The organism is Clostridium sp. 16K-1-R1, assembly GCF_023921145.1.
In the GTDB taxonomy this organism is placed as follows: domain Bacteria; phylum Bacillota; class Clostridia; order Clostridiales; family Clostridiaceae; genus Sarcina; species Sarcina perfringens.
Genome location: NZ_CP046515.1, coordinates 102,239 through 127,538, shown reverse-complemented (window position 1 = coordinate 127,538; position 25,300 = coordinate 102,239). Strand labels below are relative to the sequence as shown.

General features: G+C 32.3%; 14 protein-coding genes, 1 tRNA gene and 3 rRNA genes. 3 read left to right on the top strand and 15 right to left on the bottom strand.

All coding sequences use genetic code 11. The features are described 5' to 3' along the window. Positions 1 to 16 precede the first annotated feature (16 nt). A complete protein-coding gene (locus tag GOM42_RS00605) occupies positions 17 to 535 on the top strand; it encodes a TetR/AcrR family transcriptional regulator (protein WP_003449320.1) in 519 nt (172 codons plus the stop codon). 68 nt (positions 536 to 603) lie between these two features. Here GOM42_RS00605 and nagE read toward each other — a convergent pair whose 3' ends face one another. Then, positions 604 to 2,049, bottom strand: a complete 1,446-nt coding sequence (gene nagE, locus GOM42_RS00600; protein WP_003460623.1) for an N-acetylglucosamine-specific PTS transporter subunit IIBC — start codon at positions 2,047 to 2,049, stop codon at positions 604 to 606. Between the two features lie 657 nt (positions 2,050 to 2,706). Between nagE and GOM42_RS00595 the strand changes: the two genes are divergently transcribed. Beyond that, complete coding sequence (locus GOM42_RS00595; protein WP_110077600.1) at positions 2,707 to 3,186, top strand: PTS glucose transporter subunit IIA; 480 nt, start codon at positions 2,707 to 2,709, stop codon at positions 3,184 to 3,186. 32 nt (positions 3,187 to 3,218) lie between these two features. On the opposite strand, the gene GOM42_RS00590 is transcribed toward GOM42_RS00595, so the two are convergent. The 6 genes from GOM42_RS00590 to GOM42_RS00565 all read right to left on the bottom strand — a co-directional run bounded on the left by GOM42_RS00590 (position 3,219) and on the right by GOM42_RS00565 (position 11,549). Continuing rightward, positions 3,219 to 4,067, bottom strand: a complete 849-nt coding sequence (locus tag GOM42_RS00590; RefSeq protein ID WP_003460620.1) for a PRD domain-containing protein — start codon at positions 4,065 to 4,067, stop codon at positions 3,219 to 3,221. A 320-nt stretch (positions 4,068 to 4,387) separates the two neighbouring features. Continuing rightward, a tRNA-Lys gene (locus tag GOM42_RS00585) sits at positions 4,388 to 4,463 on the bottom strand. A 5-nt stretch (positions 4,464 to 4,468) separates the two neighbouring features. After that, positions 4,469 to 4,586, bottom strand: a 5S ribosomal RNA gene (rrf, locus tag GOM42_RS00580). A gap of 51 nt (positions 4,587 to 4,637) precedes the next feature. Then, positions 4,638 to 7,542 (bottom strand): 23S ribosomal RNA (locus GOM42_RS00575). Positions 7,543 to 7,729: 187 nt separating this feature from the next. Next, positions 7,730 to 9,242: ribosomal RNA gene (locus GOM42_RS00570) — 16S ribosomal RNA — on the bottom strand. Together the 16S, 23S and 5S rRNA genes with 1 tRNA gene alongside form the textbook arrangement of a ribosomal RNA operon. A gap of 750 nt (positions 9,243 to 9,992) precedes the next feature. Further along, positions 9,993 to 11,549, bottom strand: a complete 1,557-nt coding sequence (locus tag GOM42_RS00565; RefSeq protein ID WP_003460237.1) for an AbgT family transporter — start codon at positions 11,547 to 11,549, stop codon at positions 9,993 to 9,995. Positions 11,550 to 11,981: 432 nt separating this feature from the next. Here GOM42_RS00565 and cls point away from each other — a divergent pair, with 432 nt between their 5' ends. Beyond that, positions 11,982 to 13,424: a cardiolipin synthase gene (gene cls / locus GOM42_RS00560; protein WP_224378042.1), complete on the top strand. Its 1,443-nt coding sequence runs from the start codon at positions 11,982 to 11,984 to the stop codon at positions 13,422 to 13,424. Between the two features lie 164 nt (positions 13,425 to 13,588). Here the strand turns inward: cls and GOM42_RS00555 are convergent, their stop codons facing one another. From GOM42_RS00555 to glgB, 8 genes are all read right to left on the bottom strand, one after another. Then, complete coding sequence (locus tag GOM42_RS00555; RefSeq protein WP_110077573.1) at positions 13,589 to 14,035, bottom strand: VanZ family protein; 447 nt, start codon at positions 14,033 to 14,035, stop codon at positions 13,589 to 13,591. A gap of 62 nt (positions 14,036 to 14,097) precedes the next feature. Then, positions 14,098 to 15,204: a glucose-1-phosphate adenylyltransferase subunit GlgD gene (glgD, locus tag GOM42_RS00550; protein ID WP_003479753.1), complete on the bottom strand. Its 1,107-nt coding sequence runs from the start codon at positions 15,202 to 15,204 to the stop codon at positions 14,098 to 14,100. Positions 15,205 to 15,233: 29 nt separating this feature from the next. Next, positions 15,234 to 16,400 (bottom strand): glucose-1-phosphate adenylyltransferase, encoded by a 1,167-nt coding sequence (locus GOM42_RS00545; RefSeq protein WP_042266809.1) that lies wholly within the window; start codon positions 16,398 to 16,400, stop codon positions 15,234 to 15,236. A gap of 242 nt (positions 16,401 to 16,642) precedes the next feature. Continuing rightward, positions 16,643 to 17,086, bottom strand: coding sequence for a hypothetical protein (locus GOM42_RS00540; protein WP_003454134.1), 444 nt, complete (start codon positions 17,084 to 17,086; stop codon positions 16,643 to 16,645). Between the two features lie 54 nt (positions 17,087 to 17,140). Beyond that, positions 17,141 to 18,961: a glycoside hydrolase family 13 protein gene (locus GOM42_RS00535; RefSeq protein ID WP_110077574.1), complete on the bottom strand. Its 1,821-nt coding sequence runs from the start codon at positions 18,959 to 18,961 to the stop codon at positions 17,141 to 17,143. A 95-nt stretch (positions 18,962 to 19,056) separates the two neighbouring features. Continuing rightward, positions 19,057 to 21,492, bottom strand: coding sequence for a glycogen/starch/alpha-glucan phosphorylase (locus GOM42_RS00530; protein ID WP_110077575.1), 2,436 nt, complete (start codon positions 21,490 to 21,492; stop codon positions 19,057 to 19,059). A 29-nt stretch (positions 21,493 to 21,521) separates the two neighbouring features. Next, entirely contained in the window at positions 21,522 to 22,952 is a 1,431-nt protein-coding gene (gene glgA, locus GOM42_RS00525) for a glycogen synthase GlgA (protein ID WP_042268374.1), read from the bottom strand. Positions 22,953 to 22,997: 45 nt separating this feature from the next. Next, positions 22,998 to 25,022: a 1,4-alpha-glucan branching protein GlgB gene (glgB, locus tag GOM42_RS00520; RefSeq protein ID WP_110077576.1), complete on the bottom strand. Its 2,025-nt coding sequence runs from the start codon at positions 25,020 to 25,022 to the stop codon at positions 22,998 to 23,000. Positions 25,023 to 25,300: the final 278 nt, after the last annotated feature.

Genomic DNA, 25,300 nt, shown 5'->3' with positions numbered 1-25,300 from the left:
TGAAGGAGGCCTTCTTATGCCTAAAATTATAAAAAATGTAAAAGAAGATTTATTAACTGAAGGAAAAAAACAATTGCTGTCTAATGGATATTTAAATTTAAATATAAGAAATATAACTAAGGAATGTAATATAGGTACTGGAACCTTCTATAACTATTTTAAAAACAAGGAACAACTTGTTATTGATATACTATCTAATGATTGGACTTCTATTTTAAAGATATCTAATGAAATAATAGAAGAAGATATTTCATTTAAAGAAAAACTAATTTTTATTTCTAATAATATAAATGATTTCTTAAAAAACTATAGACTTATATTTTCAGAGATGGCTAAGCATACCTCTAAAAATCACTATGTTATAGAGCCAATGTATGAAACTTTAGAAAAGCTAATTGAAATTCATATAGAAAAGGGAGAAATTAATCCCCCTATATCCTCAGATAAGTTTGCTTATTTTCTACTAAATAATCTTATATTAACATCTCGTTCTGAATTAACTATAGACGACCTTTTACTATTATTAAATATATAAATAAAAAGCCATAAACCACTAAATGGTTTATAGCTTTTATTTTATAAGTATAATTTTTTATTTAATTATTAAAGTAATTTTTTCATTTGGCTAGCTAAAGGATCTGCTAAAGTTCCCATAATTACTTGAACATTCTTTCCATCTAATTTCATTATTCCGCTAGCTCCAGCCTTTTTTAAAGTAACTTCATCTATTTTAGAAGCATCTTTTAAAGTTAATCTTAATCTTGTTATACAGTTGTCTAGAACTTCTATATTTTCTTTTCCTCCAAGAGCTTCTAAAACAACTTCTGCCTTTTCAGCTAAAGTACCACCCTTAGATGGATTGTCTTCTGATTTTGATACTGTTTTTGAATTAGTTTCTGTATCTTCATTTTCATCATCAAAATCATCTTCTCTACCAGGTGTTTTAAGATTAAACTTCTTAATAAAGAACATAAATAAGAAATAATAAACTACAAATGCAACAAGTCCCATTAATAATATTATTAATTGATTTTGACCTTTTCCAAAGTATAAAATATAGTCAATTAATCCACCTGAGAAACTAAATGCTAGATGTACATTAAGAGCATATGCCACTGCTAATGATATACCTGTTAATATTGCATGTATAACATAAAGTATTGGTGATAAGAACATAAAAGCAAATTCTATTGGTTCTGTAATACCTGTTATTATAGCTGTTAATGCTAATGATAAGAACATTCCCCCAACCACTGCCTTGTTTTTCTTCTTAGCACAAACATACATTGCTAAACATGCAGCTGGTAAACCAAACATCATTATTGGATAAAAGCCTGCTGTGTAAACCCCAGCTGTTGGATCTCCAGCTAAAAATCTTGCAATATCTCCAGTTGCAATTTGACCTGAAACTGGATCTGTAAAGCTTCCTAATTGGAACCAAATTACTGTGTTCATTACATGGTGTAATCCAATTGGTATTAATAATCTATTTAATATTCCATATATTCCAGCCCCAATAGCACCTGCCGCTACCATTATATTAGCAAATCCGTCTAATCCAGCTTGGAATGTTGGCCAAGTATATCCAAAGAATACCCCTAAAATAAGACATACCGCTGATGTTATTATTGGAACAAATCTTTTTCCACCAAAGAATCCTAAAAATTGAGGAACTTTAATATCTTTAAATTTATTATATAAAAGTCCTCCAACAACTCCGGCTACAACTCCACCAAAAGCTCCCATATTTATACTTGGATCAAATGAAGTTGCAACATTTTTCATAACTAAAAATCCTAAAAGACCTGCTAATCCTCCAACTCCATTATTTTCATCTGAAAGTCCAAATCCTATACCTACAGCAAAAAGCATTGCCATATTATCTCCAAAGGCAGCTCCACCAGCAGCGCTGATCCAAGGGATATTTAATAAGTCTTTATCTCCAAGTCTTAATAATAATCCTAAAGCTGGCATTACTGCTATAGGAACCATTAAAGATTTACCTATTCTTTGAAGAAAGCCTAAAACTTTTGAACCTTTTTTACTCATTTGTTCATTCCTCCTTATAAGTTTTTTTCATTTAGTTTAAGTTTGTGTAATACTTTAAAAAATTTAACTTCTTTAAAGCATTAGGTATTCTAAAAATAAAATATAAAAGTTATCTATTCCTATTGAATACCTATATAAGCATTTTATAATCTATATTTTTAATCATAAAATGCTTATATAGAAATTCCTTTTGAAATCCTTTCCCCTTTAGCTAAAAATTGTCCTATTAATACAATTATATTCACACATAAAAAAAGCTGAAAAGAACATAGTAATTCTTTTCAGCTAATGCCCAAAATTTATGGTTACACGCTTAAAATAATCTCTTAAACATTACATCTGTAATGTTTGCATTTAAATATTACTATATCTTTTTTAGGGTGTCAACTTTAAGATAAACATATTTTTTATAATCACTATAATATTATCTTTCTCACGCTTCCTAAATTTATTACATATAAATACAAATCTTCAAATGATATTGTATAAATATAGTGTTGACTTATAAAAATAAAGAATATATAATGTAATCATAACATGTTACTGTTAAATCAGGCATAAGTTCTAATAGACTTATGCCTGTTTTTTTATATTTGATTCTATATATAGAAAGGAAGTGAATTTCTTAACTTAATATAATAAGTTGAGAAAATAAATATGTTTGGATTATTTAAAAAAGAATTAAAATTAATTGCTCCTGCAACTGGAAAAACTATTGATTTATCACAAGTACCAGATCAAGTTTTCGCTGAAAAAATGGCTGGAGATGGAGTTGCTATTGAAGTAACTGGAGATACTATTGTTGCTCCTGCTGATGGAGAATTATCATTAGTATTCAAAACTAACCATGCTTTCGCTATGACTTTAAGTAATGGTATTGAATTATTAGTTCACGTTGGTATAGATACAGTTTCTCTAGAAGGAGAAGGATTCGAAAGATTAGCTGAACCAGGACAACAAGTTAAAGCTGGTACACCAATATTAAAAATAGATAGAGATTTTATATTAGGAAAAGGCTTAAAATTACACACTCCTGTATTAATCACAAATCCTGATATGGTAAAAGATATGAAACCTGTTATAGGTGAAACAGTTACTGCTGGAAATGATACTGTTTTAACTTATAAAGTTAAATAATAAAAAGCTGACTTAAAAGTCAGCTTTTTTATTTATTCATTTTTTCTTATTCTCTCTACATGCAAGGCTAAATACCCTATCTCATCTTCTGCAACTTCTAGAGAAAAATCTTCATTTATAGCTTTTCCTATTTCTTCAGCAACCTTAAAGGATTCTGGATACTTTAGTTTTATAATAGAAAGTAATTCATTTTTTACCGGAGTATTATTTATAAGTCTTTCAATAGCAAATCTTAAGTGACTTATAAATCTAGCATAAGATAATGAAGTTCTATCTACTTCAATATTAAAAGCATCTTCAATATATTCTACAGCAGTATTTGCTATATAGGTAAATTTTATTGTATGAGAAATCTTTCCTGTTGTTCTTGCCGAATGTATATGCATAGCAATAAATCCAATCTCATCATCAACTATACTTACCCCTGTAAAATCCTCAAGCTTTTTAACCATTTTAGTTGCAGCCTCAAACTCTTTAGGATATAGAGTTTCTATTTCTACTAAAAAAGGATTTCTTAAAATCTCTCCTTTTTTCATTCTCTCAATAGCAAAAGAAATATGATCTATTAAACCTATATGTATAATCTCGTTTAATTCCTCACTAAAATCTCTTGAAATCTCTAATATTAATTCTTCACAAAAAGCAATAAACTTCTCATCATTACTTCCAACCACTCTTCTAAAGTTAGCAATATTATTCTCATCTTGTATAGTAAATATTTTTTCTATATTAGTATTCTCAGGTATTATTGAACCTTTTTTACAATTAAAGCCTATACCTTTAGCAAATAATATAATTTCTTTTTCATCATCATCAACCAAAACTATATTATTGTTGAAGGCTCTTTTTACCTCATATGCTTTTTCCGTTTTTTTTATCATAATATTCTCCTCTATACCACACTATTACTGCTAACTAAATTTATATTAACTCTTATTTAAAGTCATTCCATATTTATAAAAAAGTAACTTAAAAATATATACTTTTTTATTCATTACATATAATTATATATTAAAACTTTTATTTTTACTAATATATAAAGTCGACTAGAATCCTGTTAAATATTAATATATTCTGAACTCTAGTCGAATTTATATGAAACTTTATTAAATTATGATTTATTTTACTATAATTATTTTTATATTAATTTACATAATATATTTTTATATACAAAAAAACCTCTCTAATTAAGAGAGGTTTTTGGTGATCTGCCAGGGAATCGAACCCTGGACACCGTGATTAAAAGTCACGTGCTCTACCGACTGAGCTAGCAAATCATAAGACCTGGCGACCACCTACTCTCCCACACAGTCTCCCGTGCAGTACCATCGGCTTCTAAAGGCTTAACCGTCGTGTTCGGAATGGGAACGGGTGTTACCCTAAAGAACATCATCACCAGATGTTTGAAAGTTTTTGTTCTTTCAAAATTGCACATATTTAATTTACTATATTTGGTCAAGCCCTCGATCTATTAGTATCGGTCAGCTGAACATGTTACCATGCTTACACCCCCGACCTATCAACCTTGTGTTCTTCAAGGGATCTTACTAGCTTACGCTATGGGAAATCTCATCTTGAGGTTGGCTTCACGCTTAGATGCTTTCAGCGTTTATCCATTCCCGACTTAGCTACCCAGCTGTGCTCCTGGCGGAACAACTGGTACACCAGAGGTCAGTCCATCCCGGTCCTCTCGTACTAAGGACAGCTCCTCTCAAATTTCCTACGCCCGCGACGGATAGGGACCGAACTGTCTCACGACGTTCTGAACCCAGCTCGCGTGCCGCTTTAATGGGCGAACAGCCCAACCCTTGGGACCTACTTCAGCCCCAGGATGCGACGAGCCGACATCGAGGTGCCAAACCTCCCCGTCGATGTGGACTCTTGGGGGAGATCAGCCTGTTATCCCCGAGGTAGCTTTTATCCGTTGAGCGATGGCCCTCCCACGAGGTACCACCGGATCACTAAGCCCGACTTTCGTCCCTGCTCCACTTGTGGGTGTCGCAGTCAGGCTCCCTTCTGCCTTTGCACTCTTCGAACGATTTCCGACCGTTCTGAGGGAACCTTTGGGCGCCTCCGTTACTTTTTAGGAGGCGACCGCCCCAGTCAAACTGCCCACCTAACAATGTCCTGTGACCAGATTCATGGCCGCCAGTTAGAATTTCAGTACTGTCAGGGTGGTATCCCAAGGTTGACTCCACCAAGGCTGACGCCCTGGTTTCCTAGTCTCCCACCTATCCTGTACAGACAATACCAAAACTCAATGCTAAGCTACAGTAAAGCTCTACGGGGTCTTTCCGTCCAATCGCGGGTAGCGAGCATCTTCACTCGCACTACAACTTCGCCGGATTTACAGTTGAGACAGTGCCCAAGTCATTACGCCATTCGTGCGGGTCAGAACTTACCTGACAAGGAATTTCGCTACCTTAGGACCGTTATAGTTACGGCCGCCGTTTACTGGGGCTTAAGTTCACACCTTCGCTTGCGCTAAGTGTTCCCCTTAACCTTCCAGCACCGGGCAGGCGTCAGCCCCTATACATCAGCTTACGCTTTAGCAGAGACCTGTGTTTTTGCTAAACAGTTGCTTGGGCCTATTCTCTGCGGCCTACTCTCGTAGGCACCCCTTCTCGCGAACTTACGGGGTCAATTTGCCGAGTTCCTTAACTGTAATTCTTCCGCCGGCCTTAGGATTCTCTCCTCACCTACCTGTGTCGGTTTGCGGTACGGGCACTACTTCTCTCTCTAGACGCTTTTCTTGGCAGCGTGGAATCATGTACTTCGGTTCCGTGGAACCTTCCCCATCACGCCTCAGCATTATGAGAGCGGATTTGCCTACTCTCACTGCCTAAACGCTTAGACTAGCATCCAATAGCTAGCACACACTATCCTCCTGCGTCACGCCATCGATAATAACGATGGTAGTGGTACTGGAATATCAACCAGTTGTCCATCACCTACGCCTTTCGGCCTCGGCTTAGGTCCCGACTAACCCTCAGCGGACGAACCTTCCTGAGGAAACCTTAGGTTTTCGGCCTGTGGGATTCTCACCCACATCTCGCTACTGATGCCAACATTCTCACTCGTAACCAGTCCACCGCTCCTTACGGTACGACTTCAGCCCGGTTACGACGCTCTCCTACCGCTTGAACTAAGTTCAAGCCCGTAGCTTCGGTGGTAAGCTTAGCCCCGTTACATTTTCGGCGCAAGATCTCTCGACTAGTGAGCTATTACGCACTCTTTTAATGAATGGCTGCTTCTAAGCCAACATCCTAGTTGTCTTAGAAATCTCACATCCTTTCCCACTTAACTTACACTTTGGGACCTTAGCTGACGATCTGGGCTGTTTCCCTTTTGACCACGGATCTTATCATTCGTGGTCTGACTGCCGAGCTCAAAGTATGTGGCATTCGGAGTTTGATAAGGTTCGGTAAGCGCTATGCCCCCTAGCCCATTCAGTGCTCTACCTCCACTACTCATACTCGACGCTAGCCCTAAAGCTATTTCGGAGAGAACCAGCTATCTCCGGGTTCGATTGGAATTTCTCCGCTATCCACAGCTCATCCCATGCTTTTTCAACAGCAACGTGGTTCGGTCCTCCACGAGGTTTTACCCTCGCTTCAACCTGGCCATGGATAGGTCACCCGGTTTCGGGTCTACGGCATGCAACTAGTCGCCCTATTCAGACTCGGTTTCCCTTCGGCTCCGTACCTTAAGTACTTAACCTTGCTACATACCGTAACTCGTTGGCTCGTTCTACAAAAAGCACCTCATCACCCTCATAAGGGGCTCTGAGCGGTTGTAGGCACACGGTTTCAGGTTCTATTTCACTCCCCTCCCGGGGTTCTTTTCACCTTTCCCTCACGGTACTGCTTCACTATCGGTCATCAGGTAGTATTTAGCCTTGGGAGGTGGTCCTCCCTGCTTCCCACAAGGTTTCACGTGTCTCGTGGTACTCTGGATCATAACTCGTGGTCTTCTCGTTTCACTTACAGGACTATTACCTTCTACGGTGGAACTTTCCAGTTCTCTTCAGTTACAATAGCCTCCACTTTTATGCTATGTCCACAACCCCGGAAACAAGTTTCCGGTTTGGGCTCTTTCCCTTTCGCTCGCCGCTACTAAGAAAATCGATTTTTCTTTCTCTTCCTCCAGGTACTTAGATGTTTCAGTTCCCTGGGTTACCTTCATTAAGCTATGTATTCACTTAATGATACATGGGGTTTCCCATGTGAGTTTCCTCATTCGGAGATCTTCGGATCCCAGGCTATGTGCGCCTACCCGAAGCTTATCGCAGCTTATCACGTCCTTCATCGGCTCCTGATGCCAAGGCATTCACCATGCGCCCTTTGTAGCTTGACCTATATTAGTTATAGTTCTCATTTTACAAAGAATAGAAATTGGTTTTGCCAATTTGGCTTGTTGTTTCTATAAATTAAATTATGTGCAATTTTCAAAGAACAATTTTGAGAGATAGTCTCTCAAAATTAAACAGAGATATTATCCAGAATTCATTATCATCTTAGTTGTCCTAAGATGTATTCCTTAGAAAGGAGGTGATCCAGCCGCAGGTTCTCCTACGGCTACCTTGTTACGACTTCACCCCAATCGCTGACCCTACCTTCGGCCGCTGCCTCCTTGCGGTTAGCTCACGGACTTCGGGTATTGCCAACTCTCATGGTGTGACGGGCGGTGTGTACAAGACCCGGGAACGTATTCACCGCGACATTCTGATTCGCGATTACTAGTAACTCCAGCTTCATGTAGGCGAGTTTCAGCCTACAATCCGAACTGAGACTGGTTTTTAAGTTTGGCTCCACCTCGCGGTATTGCATCTCTCTGTACCAGCCATTGTAGCACGTGTGTAGCCCTACACATAAGGGGCATGATGATTTGACGTCATCCCCACCTTCCTCCTGGTTAACCCAGGCAGTCTCGCTAGAGTCCTCAACTTAATGGTAGTAACTAACGACAAGGGTTGCGCTCGTTGCGGGACTTAACCCAACATCTCACGACACGAGCTGACGACAACCATGCACCACCTGTCACCTTGTCCCCGAAGGGATTTCCTCGATTAAGAGTAATGCAAGGGATGTCAAGTGTAGGTAAGGTTCTTCGCGTTGCTTCGAATTAAACCACATGCTCCGCTACTTGTGCGGGTCCCCGTCAATTCCTTTGAGTTTTAATCTTGCGACCGTACTCCCCAGGCGGAATACTTAATGCGTTAGCGGCGGCACGGAGGTGTTGAAACCCCCACACCTAGTATTCATCGTTTACGGCGTGGACTACCAGGGTATCTAATCCTGTTTGCTCCCCACGCTTTCGAGCCTCAGCGTCAGTTACAGTCCAGAGAGTCGCCTTCGCCACTGGTGTTCTTCCTAATCTCTACGCATTTCACCGCTACACTAGGAATTCCACTCTCCTCTCCTGCACTCTAGATAACCAGTTTGGAATGCAGCACCCAAGTTGAGCCCGGGTATTTCACATCCCACTTAATCATCCGCCTACGCTCCCTTTACGCCCAGTAAATCCGGATAACGCTCGCCACCTACGTATTACCGCGGCTGCTGGCACGTAGTTAGCCGTGGCTTCCTCCTTGGGTACCGTCATTATCTTCCCCAAAGACAGAGCTTTACGATCCGAAAACCTTCATCACTCACGCGGCGTTGCTGCATCAGGGTTTCCCCCATTGTGCAATATTCCCCACTGCTGCCTCCCGTAGGAGTCTGGGCCGTGTCTCAGTCCCAATGTGGCCGATCACCCTCTCAGGTCGGCTACGCATCGTCGCCTTGGTAGGCCGTTACCCCACCAACTAGCTAATGCGCCGCGGGTCCATCTCATAGCGGATTGCTCCTTTGGTTGAATGATGATGCCATCTTTCAACGTTATGCGGCATTAATCTTCCTTTCGGAAGGCTATTCCACTCTATGAGGCAGGTTACCCACGTGTTACTCACCCGTCCGCCGCTAATCCGTTTCCCGAAGGAAACTTCATCGCTCGACTTGCATGTGTTAAGCACGCCGCCAGCGTTCATCCTGAGCCAGGATCAAACTCTCAATTTAAAAGTTTAATCTATACTCATATTACTTATAAAAGAATTGCTGGTTTATGTTAATATCTTCTGTTTAATTTTCAAAGACCATTTCTTTGTCGCCCTCAAGCGACTTTTTTAGTTTAACATCACTTTGAAACTTTGTCAACAACTTTTTTTCAAAACTTTTAATTTGTTTTGTTGAGTTGTTTGTGTGTCTATCAGCGACGAGATTTATCTTACCATGTTAGATAATATATACTTACTATATATTTCATTAGTTACGACAATTATTCTTAAAATACTCTATTTTTCATTAAAATACTTTATTTTCTTTATATTGATACGCCTGGTTTTGTGTTCTTTATTTTAATTCAACTTAATTCCAAACATTCCATTTTTATAAATCCTATTCCTTGATAATTACTACATTTAGGACACAAATACTCTATTTATTTAAGCTTACAACCAAAATTTCACTTAGAAAATTCCATATTAAAAACTAAATATAACTTTTAGTTATAGTAAAATCTCAATTTAACTATAACTAAATTTAAATATAAGTTATTTTTTATTTTCAACTTATAACATTAGATTATTAACTATCAATAACTACCCTTTTAAATTTAAACATAAAAAAAGATATAGGATTTAATAGTTATATATTAAATCCTATATCATAATACTCTATCTAAAATTACTCTATATTTTTTTATATTTATATTATCTTTATAAATAATACTTCTAACTTATATAATGTATAACTTTTTATATTCATATATTATATAACTATTCCTGCTCCAGGTCCTAAAGGTAATTTAAATACATACCAAAGCATTAATAAGATTGTCCATCCTATTAGTAAGCAAACTGAATATGGAACCATTGTTGATATCATTGTTCCTATTCCAGACTCTTTATCATACTTCTCACTAAATGATACTATTAACGCAAAGTAAGTCATAAGTGGAGATATAATGTTTGTTGTTGAGTCACCTATTCTGTATGCCATTTGAGTCATTTCTGGACTTATATTAACTCCCATAAGCATTGGAACAAATATTGGAGCCATTATAGCCCATTTAGCTGAAGCTGATCCCATGAATAAGTTTATAAATGCTGTTACAAGTATGAATCCTACTAATAGAGGAATACCTTGAATTCCTGTTGCTTTTAAGAAGTCAGCTCCTTTAACTGCTATTACAGTACCTAAATTAGTTTTTCCAAAGTAAGCTACAAATTGAGCTGCAAAGAATACTAATACTATATATGATCCCATTGTAGACATTGTCTTGCCCATTTCACCAATTATATCTTTATCACTCTTTATTTTTCCTTCACCTATTCCATATCCAACACCTGCTAGTAAGAATACAAATGCGATAGAAACAACTATTGAGTTCATAAATGGTGAGCTTAATATTTCTCCTGTTTTAGGATTTCTTAATATACCGTTAGCTGGAACAACTAAAGCTCCTATTAATATAATTCCTAATAAAGCAAATAAACCTGCAAATTTTAATCCTCTTTTTTCTTTTTCATCAAGAGGTTTCATAGCATCTTCATCACCAGCTATTAGTTCTCCTCTATATTTACCTAATCTAGGTTCAACTATCTTCTCAGTAACTAAAGTTCCTATTAAAGTTATTACAACTGTTGAAGCCATTATAAAGTACCAGTTTCCTACTGGTGATGCTGAATATGATGGATCAAACATATGAGCACCCTCTGTAGTCATACCTGCTAATAAAGCATCAACAGGTCCTGGGAAAAGATTTGCACTAAATCCACCTGATACCCCTGCAAAGGCTGCAGCTATACCTGCTAATGGATGTCTTCCACAACTCATAAATATTACTGCACCTAATGGTACAAGAACAACGTAACCAGCATCAGAAGCTATACTTGACATAACTCCTGCAAATACAACAACCATTGTAACTAAACTCTTTGGAGTTTTTAACACTAATCTTCTTAATGCAGTTCCTATAAGACCAGTTCCTTCTGCAACACCAACCCCTAACATTGCAACTAAAACTGTACCTAAAGCCGCGAAGCTTGTAAAATTAGTTATTAATGATTCAAAAATATATCTTATTCCATCTGGAGTTAACAAACTTTGAACAGAAACCGTTATCTCTTTAATTTCATTTGTAGCTCTATCTATTCCTTCATATGTAACAGATACACCCCTTGATGCTAAAACATGAGATAAAATTACTACACCAGCACATAATATTACGAATATAGTAGCTGGATGCGGCAATTTATTACCTACTGTTTCTATGAAGCCTAAAATTCCGCTTTTTTTCTGATTTACTTCTTTTACAGCTTTCATATATATATGCCCCCCTTTTATTAATAGTTATTTATTTTTGTTTATAAACCCCCAACAAAAACAACTTATTTTTATTATTATCTTAATTTATTATATCATTTATTGTTAAAATTTCAATATAATCACATTTATATAACACAATATTAATATTTTGGTTATATTTTTGATAATTTTCTCACTTTATCTTGTTAAAGAAAAATAAAATTATTAGTCTAAAATAAATTTTATCTTTTTTGATGTTAACTATTTAAATTTTATTAATACTATATTGATTTGTTACTTTCAATAATAAATATGTAGATTATAATATTTTATATAGTTTATAATTACATTTTGATAATATATTTTATGTAAAACTGTTTAGAAAGTATTAGTTATTGAGATAATTAATGTTACAATAAGATTTAGTATTTTATTTATGAGGGAGGGATTATTATAAACTATACAACAACATTTTTATACTTGGCATTTATAATTAATGTAATCTTGTCTGTCATAATTGTGGTACTAGAAAGAAAACAACCAGAAAAAACAATAGCATGGTTACTAATACTAACCCTATTGCCTCCTATAGGATTAATACTTTATATATTCTTAGGACGTAATTGGAAAAGAAATAAACTTAATGATAGAATCAATCCTAAAATTAATGACTTAATAAGTCCTATTTTAGATGAATATCCTGAAAAACAATATGTCCCTTTAATGGAGCTTTTAGCTTTTAACAGTGATTCTCCTATCTTTGTTAATAATGATATAAAGATATATAAGGATGGTGTTGAAAAGTTTAAAGATTTAAAAGAGGAACTTCTTAAGGCTAAGCATCATATTCATCTTGAGTACTATATAGTAAATAGTGATGAAATAGGCAATGAAATTAAAGATATATTGATAAAGAAAGCTCTAGAAGGAGTTAAGGTTAGATTTATTATTGATAAAGTTGGTTCAAGCAGCTTAAAAAGAAGCTACATTAAAGATTTAAAAAAAGCAGGGGTCTCAGTTGTTATGTACTCTTACTTCTTAGCACCCCTTCTTAAAGTAATAAATACTCAAATTAACTATAGAAATCATAGAAAAATAGTTGTTATAGACGGGCAAGTAGGTTTTTTAGGTGGTATTAATATAGGAGATGAATATTTAGGGAGAAACAAAAAGTTTGGTTATTGGAGAGATACCCACCTAATGATTAAAGGTGATTTTGTTTTAGCACTGCAAGCAGTTTTCCTAGATGACTTCATAACCATAGAAAAAGCTAATAATAGTTATACTTTTTATGATAAAGAATTTGATAAATATTTTCCTGAAAATATAGTTGCTAAGGAAAGAGTTTTAATGCAGTTAGTTAAAAGCGGACCTGATTCAACATTTCCTGCAATAATGCAGAGCATTTTAAAAATGATTATGACTGCAAGGGAAAATATTTATATAACTACTCCTTATTTTGTACCTCCATCAAGCATAATAGAAGCTCTTAGAATAGCTTCTTTAAGTGGAGTTGACGTAAAGATTATTTTTCCTGAAAAATCAGATCACTTTATGGTAAATAAGGCATCTAAAAGTTATTTAGCTGAACTTATGGATTGTGGAATTGAAGTTTATTTTTATGATAAAAGTTCTTTTATACATTCTAAAACAATGACAATAGATGGAAAAATATGCACTTTAGGAACAGCTAATATGGATATACGTAGTTTTGAACTTAATTATGAAATAAATACTGTTATATATGATAAGGACATAACATGTAAGTTAGATGCTCTGTTTTTTGAAGATTTACTTAAATCTAGACATTTTAAAATTGAAGAATATGAAAAATCAACTAAGTTTGACAAGTTTATAGAGGGAGTTACTAGAATTTTCTCAGCATTATTATAAAAAATTATTAATTAGAAAAAGGCGCTGTATTAGAATAATAAAACTTACAAACATATTCAGAGAATTACAAGTTTTCTCTTCATACTGTTTGTAAGTTTTGTTAAAAGTTATTTTAATATAGGCCATTTTTGCATTTAAAATACATATATTTTATTTTTTCCATTTTAAGCTTTATTAGAGAAAATTTTATTTTTTAAAATAGCTAATAAACTTCCAAAAATTCCTCCTGATGTATCTATAAGAACATCTTTAAACTGTCCACTTCTTCCTTCTACAAATAATTGATGGAATTCATCGCTACAAGCATATCCAAATACTATAATTAAGGAATATATATATGCCTTCTTTCTAGTTATATATAATCTTAAAAGATTAAAAGCTAAGAAATAAAGTATCATATATTCAGTAAAGTGTGCTCCCTTTCTTATAATATAAGTTAATAATTCACCGAAACGACTATTTAAGTTCATTCCAAACATATCAAGTAGAACAACTACAAAATTACTTTGCTTAGAAGAAACCTCTCCTGGCTGACTAGACATAAAAAATATAAAAGCCATCCATAATATCATTAAACTCCATGCAATTATTCTTTTTCTTTTATTCTCCATAGCATCTCCTCTTCTCCTTTTGTATAAATTAAATTTAAAGGATGCTATGATTTATTTCAAGTTTATATTACATTAGGTTTGCTTAAAACCATAGGACAGTATTCAAGACCTACTATTTTCTCATCATCTCTTATTACTGCTGCCTTATCTGTTATTATTTTATCTAAATGGGCATTTTCACCTATAACAGTTTCTTGCATTATAATACAATTTTTAATAACCGCCTCTGGTCCTACATAAACCCTTCTTCCAATTATACTGTTTTCAACTTTCCCTTCAATATAAGAACCATTTGCTATTATCGAATTAGTTACTTCACTATTTTTAGTATAATGGGTTGGTCCTTCATCTCTAGATTTAGTATATATAGGATTATTATCTATAAATAATTCCTTATAAACCTTCTCTTCTAATAAATCCATATTAGCCTTATAATAAGATTTTAGTGAATTAACACAGCTTAAATAACCTTTAAATTCAAATCCACTAACCTTCATTTCATCTAAGAATTCACTTAAATAACTCTTGAATTTTCTATGTGAACCTCTTCTTATACATTCATATATTATTTCTATAAGAAGATCTGTTCTTAATATATACATTTCCATGCTTATATTACTTTCTTCTTCTCTACCTAAGTTTTTTCCTATACTTTTTATAAAACCACTTTCATCAAAATTTAAAACATCACAATCAATAAAATTAGAATCCGCATCTTTAACTTTTTTATATATTACTGTAATATCATTGTCATTTTTCTTGTGATATTCTAAAGCTTCTTTTAAATCTATATTACAAATCATATATGATGGTGACATGATAACATATTCTCTTCTACTTTTAGTTAAAAAATCTAAATTCTCATAAAGATTAGTTATATCGTCATAATAAGGATCTCTTTCACCAAAGTTAAATACTCTTAATCCATCTCTTTTTCTGTGTAAATCCCATGGTCTTCCATTAGTTAAGTGATCTACTAATGAACGAGATTTATTTTTGCTTAAAATACCTAAAGATTCTATTCCTGCATTAGTCATATTAGAAAGTATAAAATCAATTATTCTATATCTTCCCGCTATAGGTACTGCTGCTAAAGGCCTATTTTTTGCTAATTCTCCAATTCTGCTTTCATTCTCATCTAAATTTATTATACCTATGCAATTATTCATGAACTATTACCCCTCTCATATACCTCTTCTTACTTCACCATAGCACATTCTTCTATTATTTCTTTATTGCCTACTACAACCTCTTTAGATGCTATAACTGAAATTTTATTTCCATCGCCTATTTTGCATCCTTTACCAACAATAGCTTCACTACCTATAATCGCTTTTTCTATTACAACTTCATCCTCAATTCTTGTATTTGGCATTATTACTGCATCTTTAATTATAGCTCCCTTTCCTACATAAACCCCTTGGAATAAAACTGAGTTTTCAACCTTACCATGTACTATACATCCTTCAACAGTTAAGGAAGACTTTATTTCTGCATCTTTTCCAATAAATTGAGCAGGTCTAACAGGATTAGCTGAATAAATTCTCCATTCACTATCATAAAGACTTAATTCATCCTCATGCTTTAATAAATCCATATTAGCTTCCCATAAACTTTCTATAGTTCCAACATCTTTCCAATAACCCTTAAATGGATAAGCTATAAGCCTTTTACCTGCATTCAGCATTTTAGGAATTATATTTTTTCCAAAATCATTACTTGAATTTGGATCTAATTCATCTTCTTCTAAAAATTTCTTTAAAACTTTCCAATTAAAAATATATATTCCCATTGAAGCATTTGTACTCTTTGGATGCTCTGGCTTTTCCTCAAATTCATATATTGATAAATCTTCATTTGTATTCATTATTCCAAATCTACTTGCCTCATGCATAGGAACATTTATTACTGCTATAGTAGCATCAGCTTCTTTCTGTTTATGCATTTCTAGCATTTTATCATAATCCATTTTATAAATATGATCTCCTGATAAAATAAGAACATATTCTGGATCATATCTTTCTATGAATTCAATATTCTGATAGATTGCATTGGCAGTACCCTTATACCAATCTCCACCTTTTTCTTTTTGATATGGAGGCAATATACTTACCCCTCCATCTCTTCTATCTAAATCCCATGTATCACCAATACCAATATGTTCATTTAATTTTAAAGGCTTATACTGTGTTAAAACACCAACAGTATATATACCTGAATTAGAACAGTTACTTAAAGGAAAATCTATTATTCTATACTTTCCCCCAAAAGGAACTGCTGGCTTAGCCAAATTCTTAGTTAACACTCCTAATCTCGATCCTTGACCTCCAGCTAATATCATTGCAACTATCTCTTTTTTTGACACAAGTCTCCCCTCCAATTTACCCCTTATATCCCATTAAATGGATATTGAAATTATAACATAATTTAACTTTAAATTTAATAGTTATTAAAATTAATTTATAATAAATTTAATCTTAAAAAATAATTATTTTAAATTAATTAAATATTTTAAAACAATATTCTTAAATAGCCTTAAATTTTATTATTTTTTTTAATAACAAAGAGTACTAGAAACCTTTCTAGTACCCAAATTGATTTAAGACCTTATTTATTTTCTGATAAAAATTGATTTATATATGCCATAGATTGCTCTATCAATACTTGACCACTTCCTAAACTCTCAACCTCTCTCTCAAGATTGCTTATTCTTTGCTCAACTCTATAAACCATGTCCTTTATGTCATTTAAAATTTTAGATTCATAAGATACCTGATTTCCATCAGCATCAATAAAAATATTTTCTGGTGGATTACCACAAACAATACATTTTGCATATATATTATTGCTCTCAGTATCTTTAAAGACCTTAAAAGTATCATTATTACAGTTTGAGCAAGTAGATAACATCAAAAGTGAATTATTCTCAGTTTCATATTTATACTCACTATTACACTCCTTACATACAACACTCATTTCACCATCATGACTATTTATATAAAAAGCATTTCCATTGCATCCTTCTCTTTGGCATACTATTGTTCTTATCATATTATCCACCTCCATATATTGGATTAATATGATTTTTTCACTTAGAAAATACCTCTAATTAGTTAAAATTTTATAATTTTCTCTTTCTACTTCTAAAGTAATGCTACCATCACCATAAAATTCTTCCTTAGAAAATTTATCTTTATATCTTCCTTTCTCGCTATCTAAGGTTATGGTTTTTCTAGAATTACTCCTATTTACTATAATTATCATTTCTTTCTCTTTATAAACTCTCTTAAAAGCAATGATATCCTCAGGTGTATCCTTAAAAATATAAAAATCTCCCTTTCTTAAAACCTCTTCATTCTTTCTAAAGTTTCCGAAAAAGCTATAATAACTTAATATTTCCTTATTTTCTCGTCCCCAAGGATAGGTCTTTCTATTTTCAGGATCATTATTTCCTAAAAGTCCTGCCTCATCTCCATAATAAATTAGGGGAACTCCAGGTAAGGTCATTTGAAGGCATAGAGCTAATTTTAACTTATTTAAATTTTCTTTTAATGCTGTAAGTATTCTTTCTGTATCATGGTTACCTAGAAGATTCATATTTGCATAAAAATTTTTTCTTGGATAATTTTCTTTTATGCTCATTATCACTTTATAAAAATCCTTTGAACTTATTTCTTCATTTAAAAAATTAGAAATTATATCTCTATAAGGATAATTTGTTACAGAATCTAATTCATTTCCTAATAAATATTTTCTTCTTTTTGAATAGCTAACCTTATTTGAAGCGTCTTCCCAAACCTCTCCTATAAGCACACTATCTTCTTTCTCATTTTTCATCCTTTCCTTAATCATTTGTATGAATTCATCTGGTAGTTCATCTGCTACATCTAGCCTCCATCCGCTTGCTCCTAATCTAAGCCACTTTGCTATTATTGAATTTTCACTATTAACTATATAATCTGAATATGTCTTTTCTAATTCCTCTACATTAGGCTGATTTTCAAAACCCCACCAACATTCATAACTATTAGGATAATCATAAAACCTATACCACTTATAATATTTAGAGTATTTAGATTCATAGGCTCCAAGCTCTCCATAGTTTCCGTATTTATTAAAGTACCTACTATCTGATCCTGTATGACTAAAAACTCCATCTAATATTATCCTTATACCTTTTTCCTCAGCTTTTTGGCACAATTCCTTAAAATCACTGTTAGTTCCATACATCTTATCAATATTTTCATAATCTCCAGTATCATATTTATGACAACTCACAGCATCAAAGATTGGATTCATGTATATAATATTTACACCTAAAGATTTTATATAATCTAATTTTTCAATTACTCCCCTTAAATTACCTCCATAAAAATCCCACCGTTTAATACTTCCATTATTATCTCTTATATACATTGGCTCATCATACCAATTACCATATATAAAGCTATTTTTCTTTTTATTAAATATCACACTATCCTTATTCCCATTAAAAAATCTATCCACAAATATTTGATAAATAATACCTTCCTTATACCAACTAGGAATTTTATTATCTTCATAAACTGTTATTTGATAATAATTAGGAAAATCATAATATATCTTTCCCTCTCCTCCTAAACATTCATCATTATTTCCATAATACTTAGTAAATCCGTCCTTAATGTATTTAAAGTAATAATTTATTACTCCTAAGGAGTTTGTAGTGTCTATAATTCCTTTATAAATTATGCATTCATTTCTTCGCTCTTCAATTGTCATAGGTATTGAATATCTACTTCCATCAAACTTTATTACCTCTATAAAAACTTCTCCACACTCTTTGCATTCTAATCTTAAACTTACCTTAGAACCTACAGAAACAGCTCCAAAAGGTTCCCTATAAAAGGTATCTTGAGAATCATGATAAATATAAGCTTTTCCCATGGCAATACCCCTTTCTTACTTAATAAAACAAAGCACTTATATTAATATATAGTATTAATATAAGTGCTTTATGGATTATACTTTGTTATAAATTTCTATAGGTTTTTGTATATAACTTTTGAACCCCATATTCCTGTAGCATACTCAGCTATGGTTCTATCTGAAGAAAATATACCTGAATGTGCTATATTTACTCCACATTTTCTTTGCCACTCTTTATTATTTCTATAAAGCAAATCTACCTTATCTTGAGCTTTCAAATATGAATCAAAATCCTTTAGTACAAAAAATTCATCATTATAGGTTAATAAATTATCATATACACTTCTAAACTTGTCTCTATCCTTAGAGTAAACTCCATTTATTAAATCATCTGTAACTTTAATTAGTCTATTATCATTATTTCTTACATCCCAAGCTGAATATCCACCTCTTGAGTAATAATCGAGAACTTCATTTTCTGTTAATCCAAAAATAACAATATTGTCATCTCCAACTTCATCCCTTATTTCTATATTAGCTCCATCTAAGGTAGCTATAGTAATAGCACCATTCATCATAAACTTCATATTAGAAGTACCTGAAGCTTCCTTAGTTGTAGTTGAGATTTGTTCACTTAAGTCTGTAGCTGGAATTATCCTTTCTGCAAGAGAAACTCTATAATTTTCTAAGAAAACCACTTTGATTTTATCATTAATTCTTTTATCATTATTTACTTTCTTTGCAACAGCATTTATTAATTCAATAGTATTCTTAGCTAAATAGTATGCAGGGGCAGCTTTACCTGCAAATATAAAGGTTCTTTGGGCTATATCTAAATTTGGATTTTCTAACAATCTATTATAAAGCTCCATGATTCTCAAACAATTTAAAGTCTGACGCTTATATGCATGTATTCTCTTAACTTGTACATCAAAAATTGAATTTGGATCAACTTTAATTCCCTGATTATCAAAAATTACCTTAGCTAAATTCTCTTTATTTTTTCTTTTTATTTCTCCTAATCTTTTTAAAACATACTCATCATCAATATACTTCTCAAAGTTCTCCATATCTGTAGGATGTTTTATAAAGCTGTCTCCTATTGTTTCTTTTAAAAGATTAGTAAGTTCAGGATTACTTTTTAGAAGCCATCTTCTATGTGCTATTCCATTAGTTTTATTATTAAATTTACTTGGATAAAGATAATAAAAATCACTCATCTCTTTTTTCTTAAGTATTTCTGTATGCAATTTTGCTACACCATTTACACTATGACTGCCTACTATTGCAAGATTAGCCATTCTAACAAAGCCATCTCCTATTATAGCCATCTTAGAAATCTTGTCCCATTGACCAATATACTTATGCCAAAGTTCAGCACAGTATCTTTCATTCATCTCTTCAACTATCATATATATTCTAGGAAGAAGCTCTTTAAACATATTTATTGGCCATTTCTCTAAGGCTTCAGATAAAATAGTATGATTTGTATATGATATTGTGTTTGTAGTTATTCTCATGGCACTTTCCCATGAAAGACCCTCTTCATCTAATAAAATTCTCATAAGCTCTGGTATTGCTAAGGTTGGATGGGTGTCATTTATATGAATAGCAATATATTCATCAAACTCTTCTATTTTTCCACCATTTTTCTTATAATGTCTAACTATACTCTGAAGTCCTGCTGATACAAAGAAGTATTGCTGTTTTAATCTAAGAAGTTTCCCTTCATACATTGAGTCATCAGGATATAATACCTGTGATATGGCTTCAATAGAATTTCTGTATTCTATAGCCTTTAAATATTGACCTCTATTGAAATAACAAAAATCGAATTCATTATCTACTGGTTCTGCACTCCATAACCTTAAATTATTTACTACATTATTTTCATATCCAACAATAGGAGTATCATAAGGAACTGCTAAAATTGGCTCATAATTTACATGGGTAAAAGTTAATCTACCATTAATATTTTCACACTTAATATTTCCACCAAACTTAACAATTTCTGATTTATCAGGCTTTTTAACTTCCCATACATTTCCGTTCTTAAGCCAACTATCTGGAGTTTCTACCTGTGATCCATCAATTATTTTTTGATTGAAAAATCCATATTTATATCTTATGCCACATCCATGTCCAGCTATACTTAAAGAAGCCATTGAATCTAGAAAGCATGCTGCTAACCTACCTAATCCACCATTACCTAACCCTTGATCACTTTCAAACTCTTCTAGTTCTTCTAAGTCAATATTTAATTCCTTTAAAGCTTCCCTACATGTTTCTCTTATACCTAAGTTTAGTAAGGCATCTCCTAAAAGTCTTCCTAACAAAAATTCCATAGAGAAATAATAAACTTGTTTCTGCTTTGAATCCTCATATTTCTTTTTAGTATTTACCCAGTCTTCTGCAATATAATCTCTAACTAAACATCCAAGAGCTTCATACTTATGAAAATTTTTTCCCTCTTCAAGTTCTATACCATGAAGTTCTAAGAACTTTTTTTTATAATCTCTCTTAAAACTCTCCTTATTTATAGATAGCATCTACTCGCCTCCTACAAACTTGATTAAAACTACTTTATTAATTCTTCATATAATTCCTTATATTTTTCTGCTGACGTATTCCAACTATTATCAGAATCCATAGCTTGTATAATCAATGATCTCCAAACCTCTTTATCATCATATGTTTCTAAAGCTAATTCAATAACATGCATTAAATCATTATTATTATAATTTGTGAAACTAAAGCCATTTCCTATTCCAGTATATTTATTATATGAATGAATTGTGTCCTTTAATCCACCTGTTTCTCTAACTATTGGAATAGCTCCATATCTTAATGCTATAAGTTGTCCTAGTCCACAAGGCTCAAATAATGATGGCATTAAGAAAATATCTGAAGATGCATATATTCTATGAGCTAATCCATTATCAAACTTTATATTTGCAGATACCTTAGTTGGATAAAGCTCTTGCAATCCCTTAAAATGATTTTCATAATTATAATCACCTGTTCCTAATATAACTAATTGCACATTTCTTTGAAGTAATCTATTTGCTATATTAACTATTAAGTCGCATCCCTTTTGATTTGTAAGCCTAGATACAATGCTTATCATAGGTATATCTTGATTTATAGGTAACCCTAATTCCTTTTGAAGAGCTAATTTATTTAACACTTTATCTTCTATAGTTTCCACTGAGAAATTTTTAGCTATTAAACTATCCTTATTAGGATTAAATTCATCATAATCTATACCATTTACTATTCCTTTTAGTGCATATCCTCTTTCTCTTAATGAGCCATCCAAATTCTCTCCAAAGTAAGGAGTTTGAATTTCCTTAGCATAAGTTTCACTTACAGTTAAAATCCTATCGCTATAATTTATAGCTCCCTTCATAAAACTCATTCCACCATAAAATTCTAAACTTCCATTTCTCACTGGTTCATAATCATATCCAAAAAGCTCTGGTAAAACATCTGCTGAAAAATTACCTTGGAATAAAAGATTATGAATTGAAGTCACAGTCTTAATATCCTTATAAAATAGATCTTTAGAATACTCTAATTTATGAAGAACTGGTATCATTCCTGTTTGCCAATCATTACAATGAATAATATCTGGACACCAATCAATCTCTTTTAAAGTTTCTAAAACAGCTCTATCAAAAAAGGCAAATCGCTCTCCATCATCTCCTTCACCATATAAACTATTTCTGTGGAAATAAAACTCACTATCTAATAAATAATATATAACTTCATCATATTCACACTGATATACTCCACAATATTGATTTCTCCAACCAACAGAAACCATAAACCATTTTTTAAAACTAAGCTTATCTAAAAGTTCTCCTTTTATAGCACTATATTTAGGCAAAATTACTCTAGCATCTATTCCCTTTCTTTTAAGCTCCTTAGGTAATGCTCCCATTACATCACCTAGTCCCCCAGTTTTTATAAATGGATTTGCCTCTGATGTTGCAAATAAAACTTTTATCAATTTAAACCCCTCCAAATAAAATATCTTCCCTTTTATCTTTTATTAAATATATTTATCTTCTTTTACTATCTTTTCTTCTGTTTTATTTTCTTCAATTATTCTTTCAAAAACAGAAACTGCCATTGGCGGAACCTTTATGGTTAAAGTATATGGCTGATTATGGCACCAACCTTTTCTTGAGAATAAATTTTCTTTAATAACTTGTCCAGAGCCACCATATTCTTTCTTATCTGTATTGAAAATTTCTCTATAAACTCCCTTTTCAGGAACTCCTATATTAAAATCATAATAAACCATTGGAGTAAAATTGCATACAAATATTTTATACTTTTCTATATTTTTACTTTTTCTTATAAAAATATATATGCTTTGTTCATTATTATCAGCATCAATCCATTGAAATCCCTCTTGATCATAATCTAATTCCCAAAGCTCAGAATTATTTTTATAAAAGTTATTTAAATCCTTAAAGAAATTATTAGTTTTTCTATGCATATCAAACTTATCAATTAACTTCCACTCAAGCTCTTCATATTCTCTCCATTCTATGAACTGTCCAAATTCACATCCCATAAACATAAGTTTTTTCCCTGGATGACCATACATATATGCCATATACGCTCTTAAATTAGCAAACTTATTCCAATAATCTCCCTGCATTTTATCTATAAGAGATTTTTTCCCATGAACAACTTCATCATGAGATATAGGTAATATAAACTTTTCTGAATGATTGTACATCATAGGAAAAGTTAATTTATTATGATGATACTTTCTATATATAGGATCTAACTCATTATATTCTAAAGTGTCATTCATCCATCCCATGTTCCATTTAAAATCAAATCCTAAGCCACCATATTCAGTATCATTAGTCACATTAGGCCAAGATGTTGATTCTTCTGCAATTGTAATTACCCCTTTGCTATAAGTTTTTATAGCCTCATTAAGCTCTTTTATAAATTGAATAGCTTCTAAATTTTCATTTCCTCCATATATATTAGGAACCCATTCTCCATGATTTCTTCCATAATTCAAGTAAAGCATATTAGAAACAGCATCAACCCTTAATCCATCTATATGAAATTCATTTATAAAGTAAAAAGCATTAGAAATTAAAAAGCTTTTTACTTCTGGTTTTCCCAAATCAAAATTAAAAGTTCCCCAGCCCTTATTATCAGCTTTCCACTTTTCCTCATATTCATAAGTTGGTGTACCATCAAACATATATAATCCTTGTTCATCCTTGCAAAAATGACCTGGTACCCAATCTAAAATAACTCCTATATCCTCTTTATGAAGGGCATTTATTAACCTTTTTAATCCCTTAATATCTCCATATCTACTTGTTACTGAATAATATCCTGTAACTTGATATCCCCAAGAGGCATCTAATGGATGCTCATTTAATGGCATAAATTCAACATGAGTATATCCCATTTCCTTAATATACTTAGGTAAAATTATGCTCAGTTCATCATAAGATAAAAACTCATCCTCATCTTTTCTTTTCCATGAGCCTAAGTGTAATTCATATATATTAATAGGACTTTCAAAATAATTAGTTTCTTCTCTTTTATTTAACCACTTTTTATCTGACCATCTTATTTTAGTTTTTTCGCATAAAATAGAAGCAGTATTAGGTCTTACCTCTGAATAAATTCCATAAGGATCAGCCTTTAATACTGCTTTTCCATCTTCTTGTTCAATATAATACTTATACTTAATTCCCTCTTTTAATCTAGGTATAAAAATGCTCCAAAGCCCTGTTTCATTTATTCTCTCAAGTTTATTTTCTTCTTTTGTCTCCCAGTTTGAAAAATCTCCAACTAAAAAAATATTATTTGCCCTTGGAGCCCAAAGGGTAAATCTTACCCCTCGTTTTCTATTTTCACTAGTAAAATGAGCTCCCATAAAATTATAAGCATTATAATTTCGCCCTTCATGAAATAAATATAAATCATCTTCATTAAAAATTTTATTTTTTAATTGTGTTTTATATTTTTCTTTTCTCAACCTAACAGGTTTTATCTCTAATTTATCATCTTTTACCTCTACTAAAGTCATAACAAATCTCCTTACCCTTCTTAAGATATAAATAAAAATATTATTTATACAAATTCAAACCTAATTATTTAATTAAATTATTCTAAAATAATCTTCTAAAAAATAAACCCATTAATATATTAAATGTATTTTTTTTCCAAAACAATATTTAAAAATTTCATATCGTTAAATAAATTTTATACAACAAAATAATATTTTTCTTACATAAGAACCTGCCCCATCCATATTAAGCCTTATGATAGCAAATTTTACTACTCTCACTTTAAAAGTTTCTTTGA

What these genes read in the sequence shown, in the direction of transcription:
- GOM42_RS00555 (WP_110077573.1), bottom strand. Translation starts at nt 14,035, where the DNA reads ATGGAGAATAAAAGAAAAAGAATAATTGCATGGAGTTTAATGATATTA.
- GOM42_RS00590 (WP_003460620.1), bottom strand. Translation starts at nt 4,067, where the DNA reads ATGATAAAAAAAACGGAAAAAGCATATGAGGTAAAAAGAGCCTTCAAC.
- GOM42_RS00605 (WP_003449320.1), top strand. Translation starts at nt 17, where the DNA reads ATGCCTAAAATTATAAAAAATGTAAAAGAAGATTTATTAACTGAAGGA.
- GOM42_RS00595 (WP_110077600.1), top strand. Translation starts at nt 2,707, where the DNA reads ATGTTTGGATTATTTAAAAAAGAATTAAAATTAATTGCTCCTGCAACT.
- glgD (WP_003479753.1), bottom strand. Translation starts at nt 15,204, where the DNA reads ATGAATAATTGCATAGGTATAATAAATTTAGATGAGAATGAAAGCAGA.
- GOM42_RS00540 (WP_003454134.1), bottom strand. Translation starts at nt 17,086, where the DNA reads ATGATAAGAACAATAGTATGCCAAAGAGAAGGATGCAATGGAAATGCT.
- GOM42_RS00565 (WP_003460237.1), bottom strand. Translation starts at nt 11,549, where the DNA reads ATGAAAGCTGTAAAAGAAGTAAATCAGAAAAAAAGCGGAATTTTAGGC.
- nagE (WP_003460623.1), bottom strand. Translation starts at nt 2,049, where the DNA reads ATGAGTAAAAAAGGTTCAAAAGTTTTAGGCTTTCTTCAAAGAATAGGT.
- GOM42_RS00530 (WP_110077575.1), bottom strand. Translation starts at nt 21,492, where the DNA reads ATGCTATCTATAAATAAGGAGAGTTTTAAGAGAGATTATAAAAAAAAG.
- GOM42_RS00535 (WP_110077574.1), bottom strand. Translation starts at nt 18,961, where the DNA reads ATGGGAAAAGCTTATATTTATCATGATTCTCAAGATACCTTTTATAGG.
- glgB (WP_110077576.1), bottom strand. Translation starts at nt 25,022, where the DNA reads ATGACTTTAGTAGAGGTAAAAGATGATAAATTAGAGATAAAACCTGTT.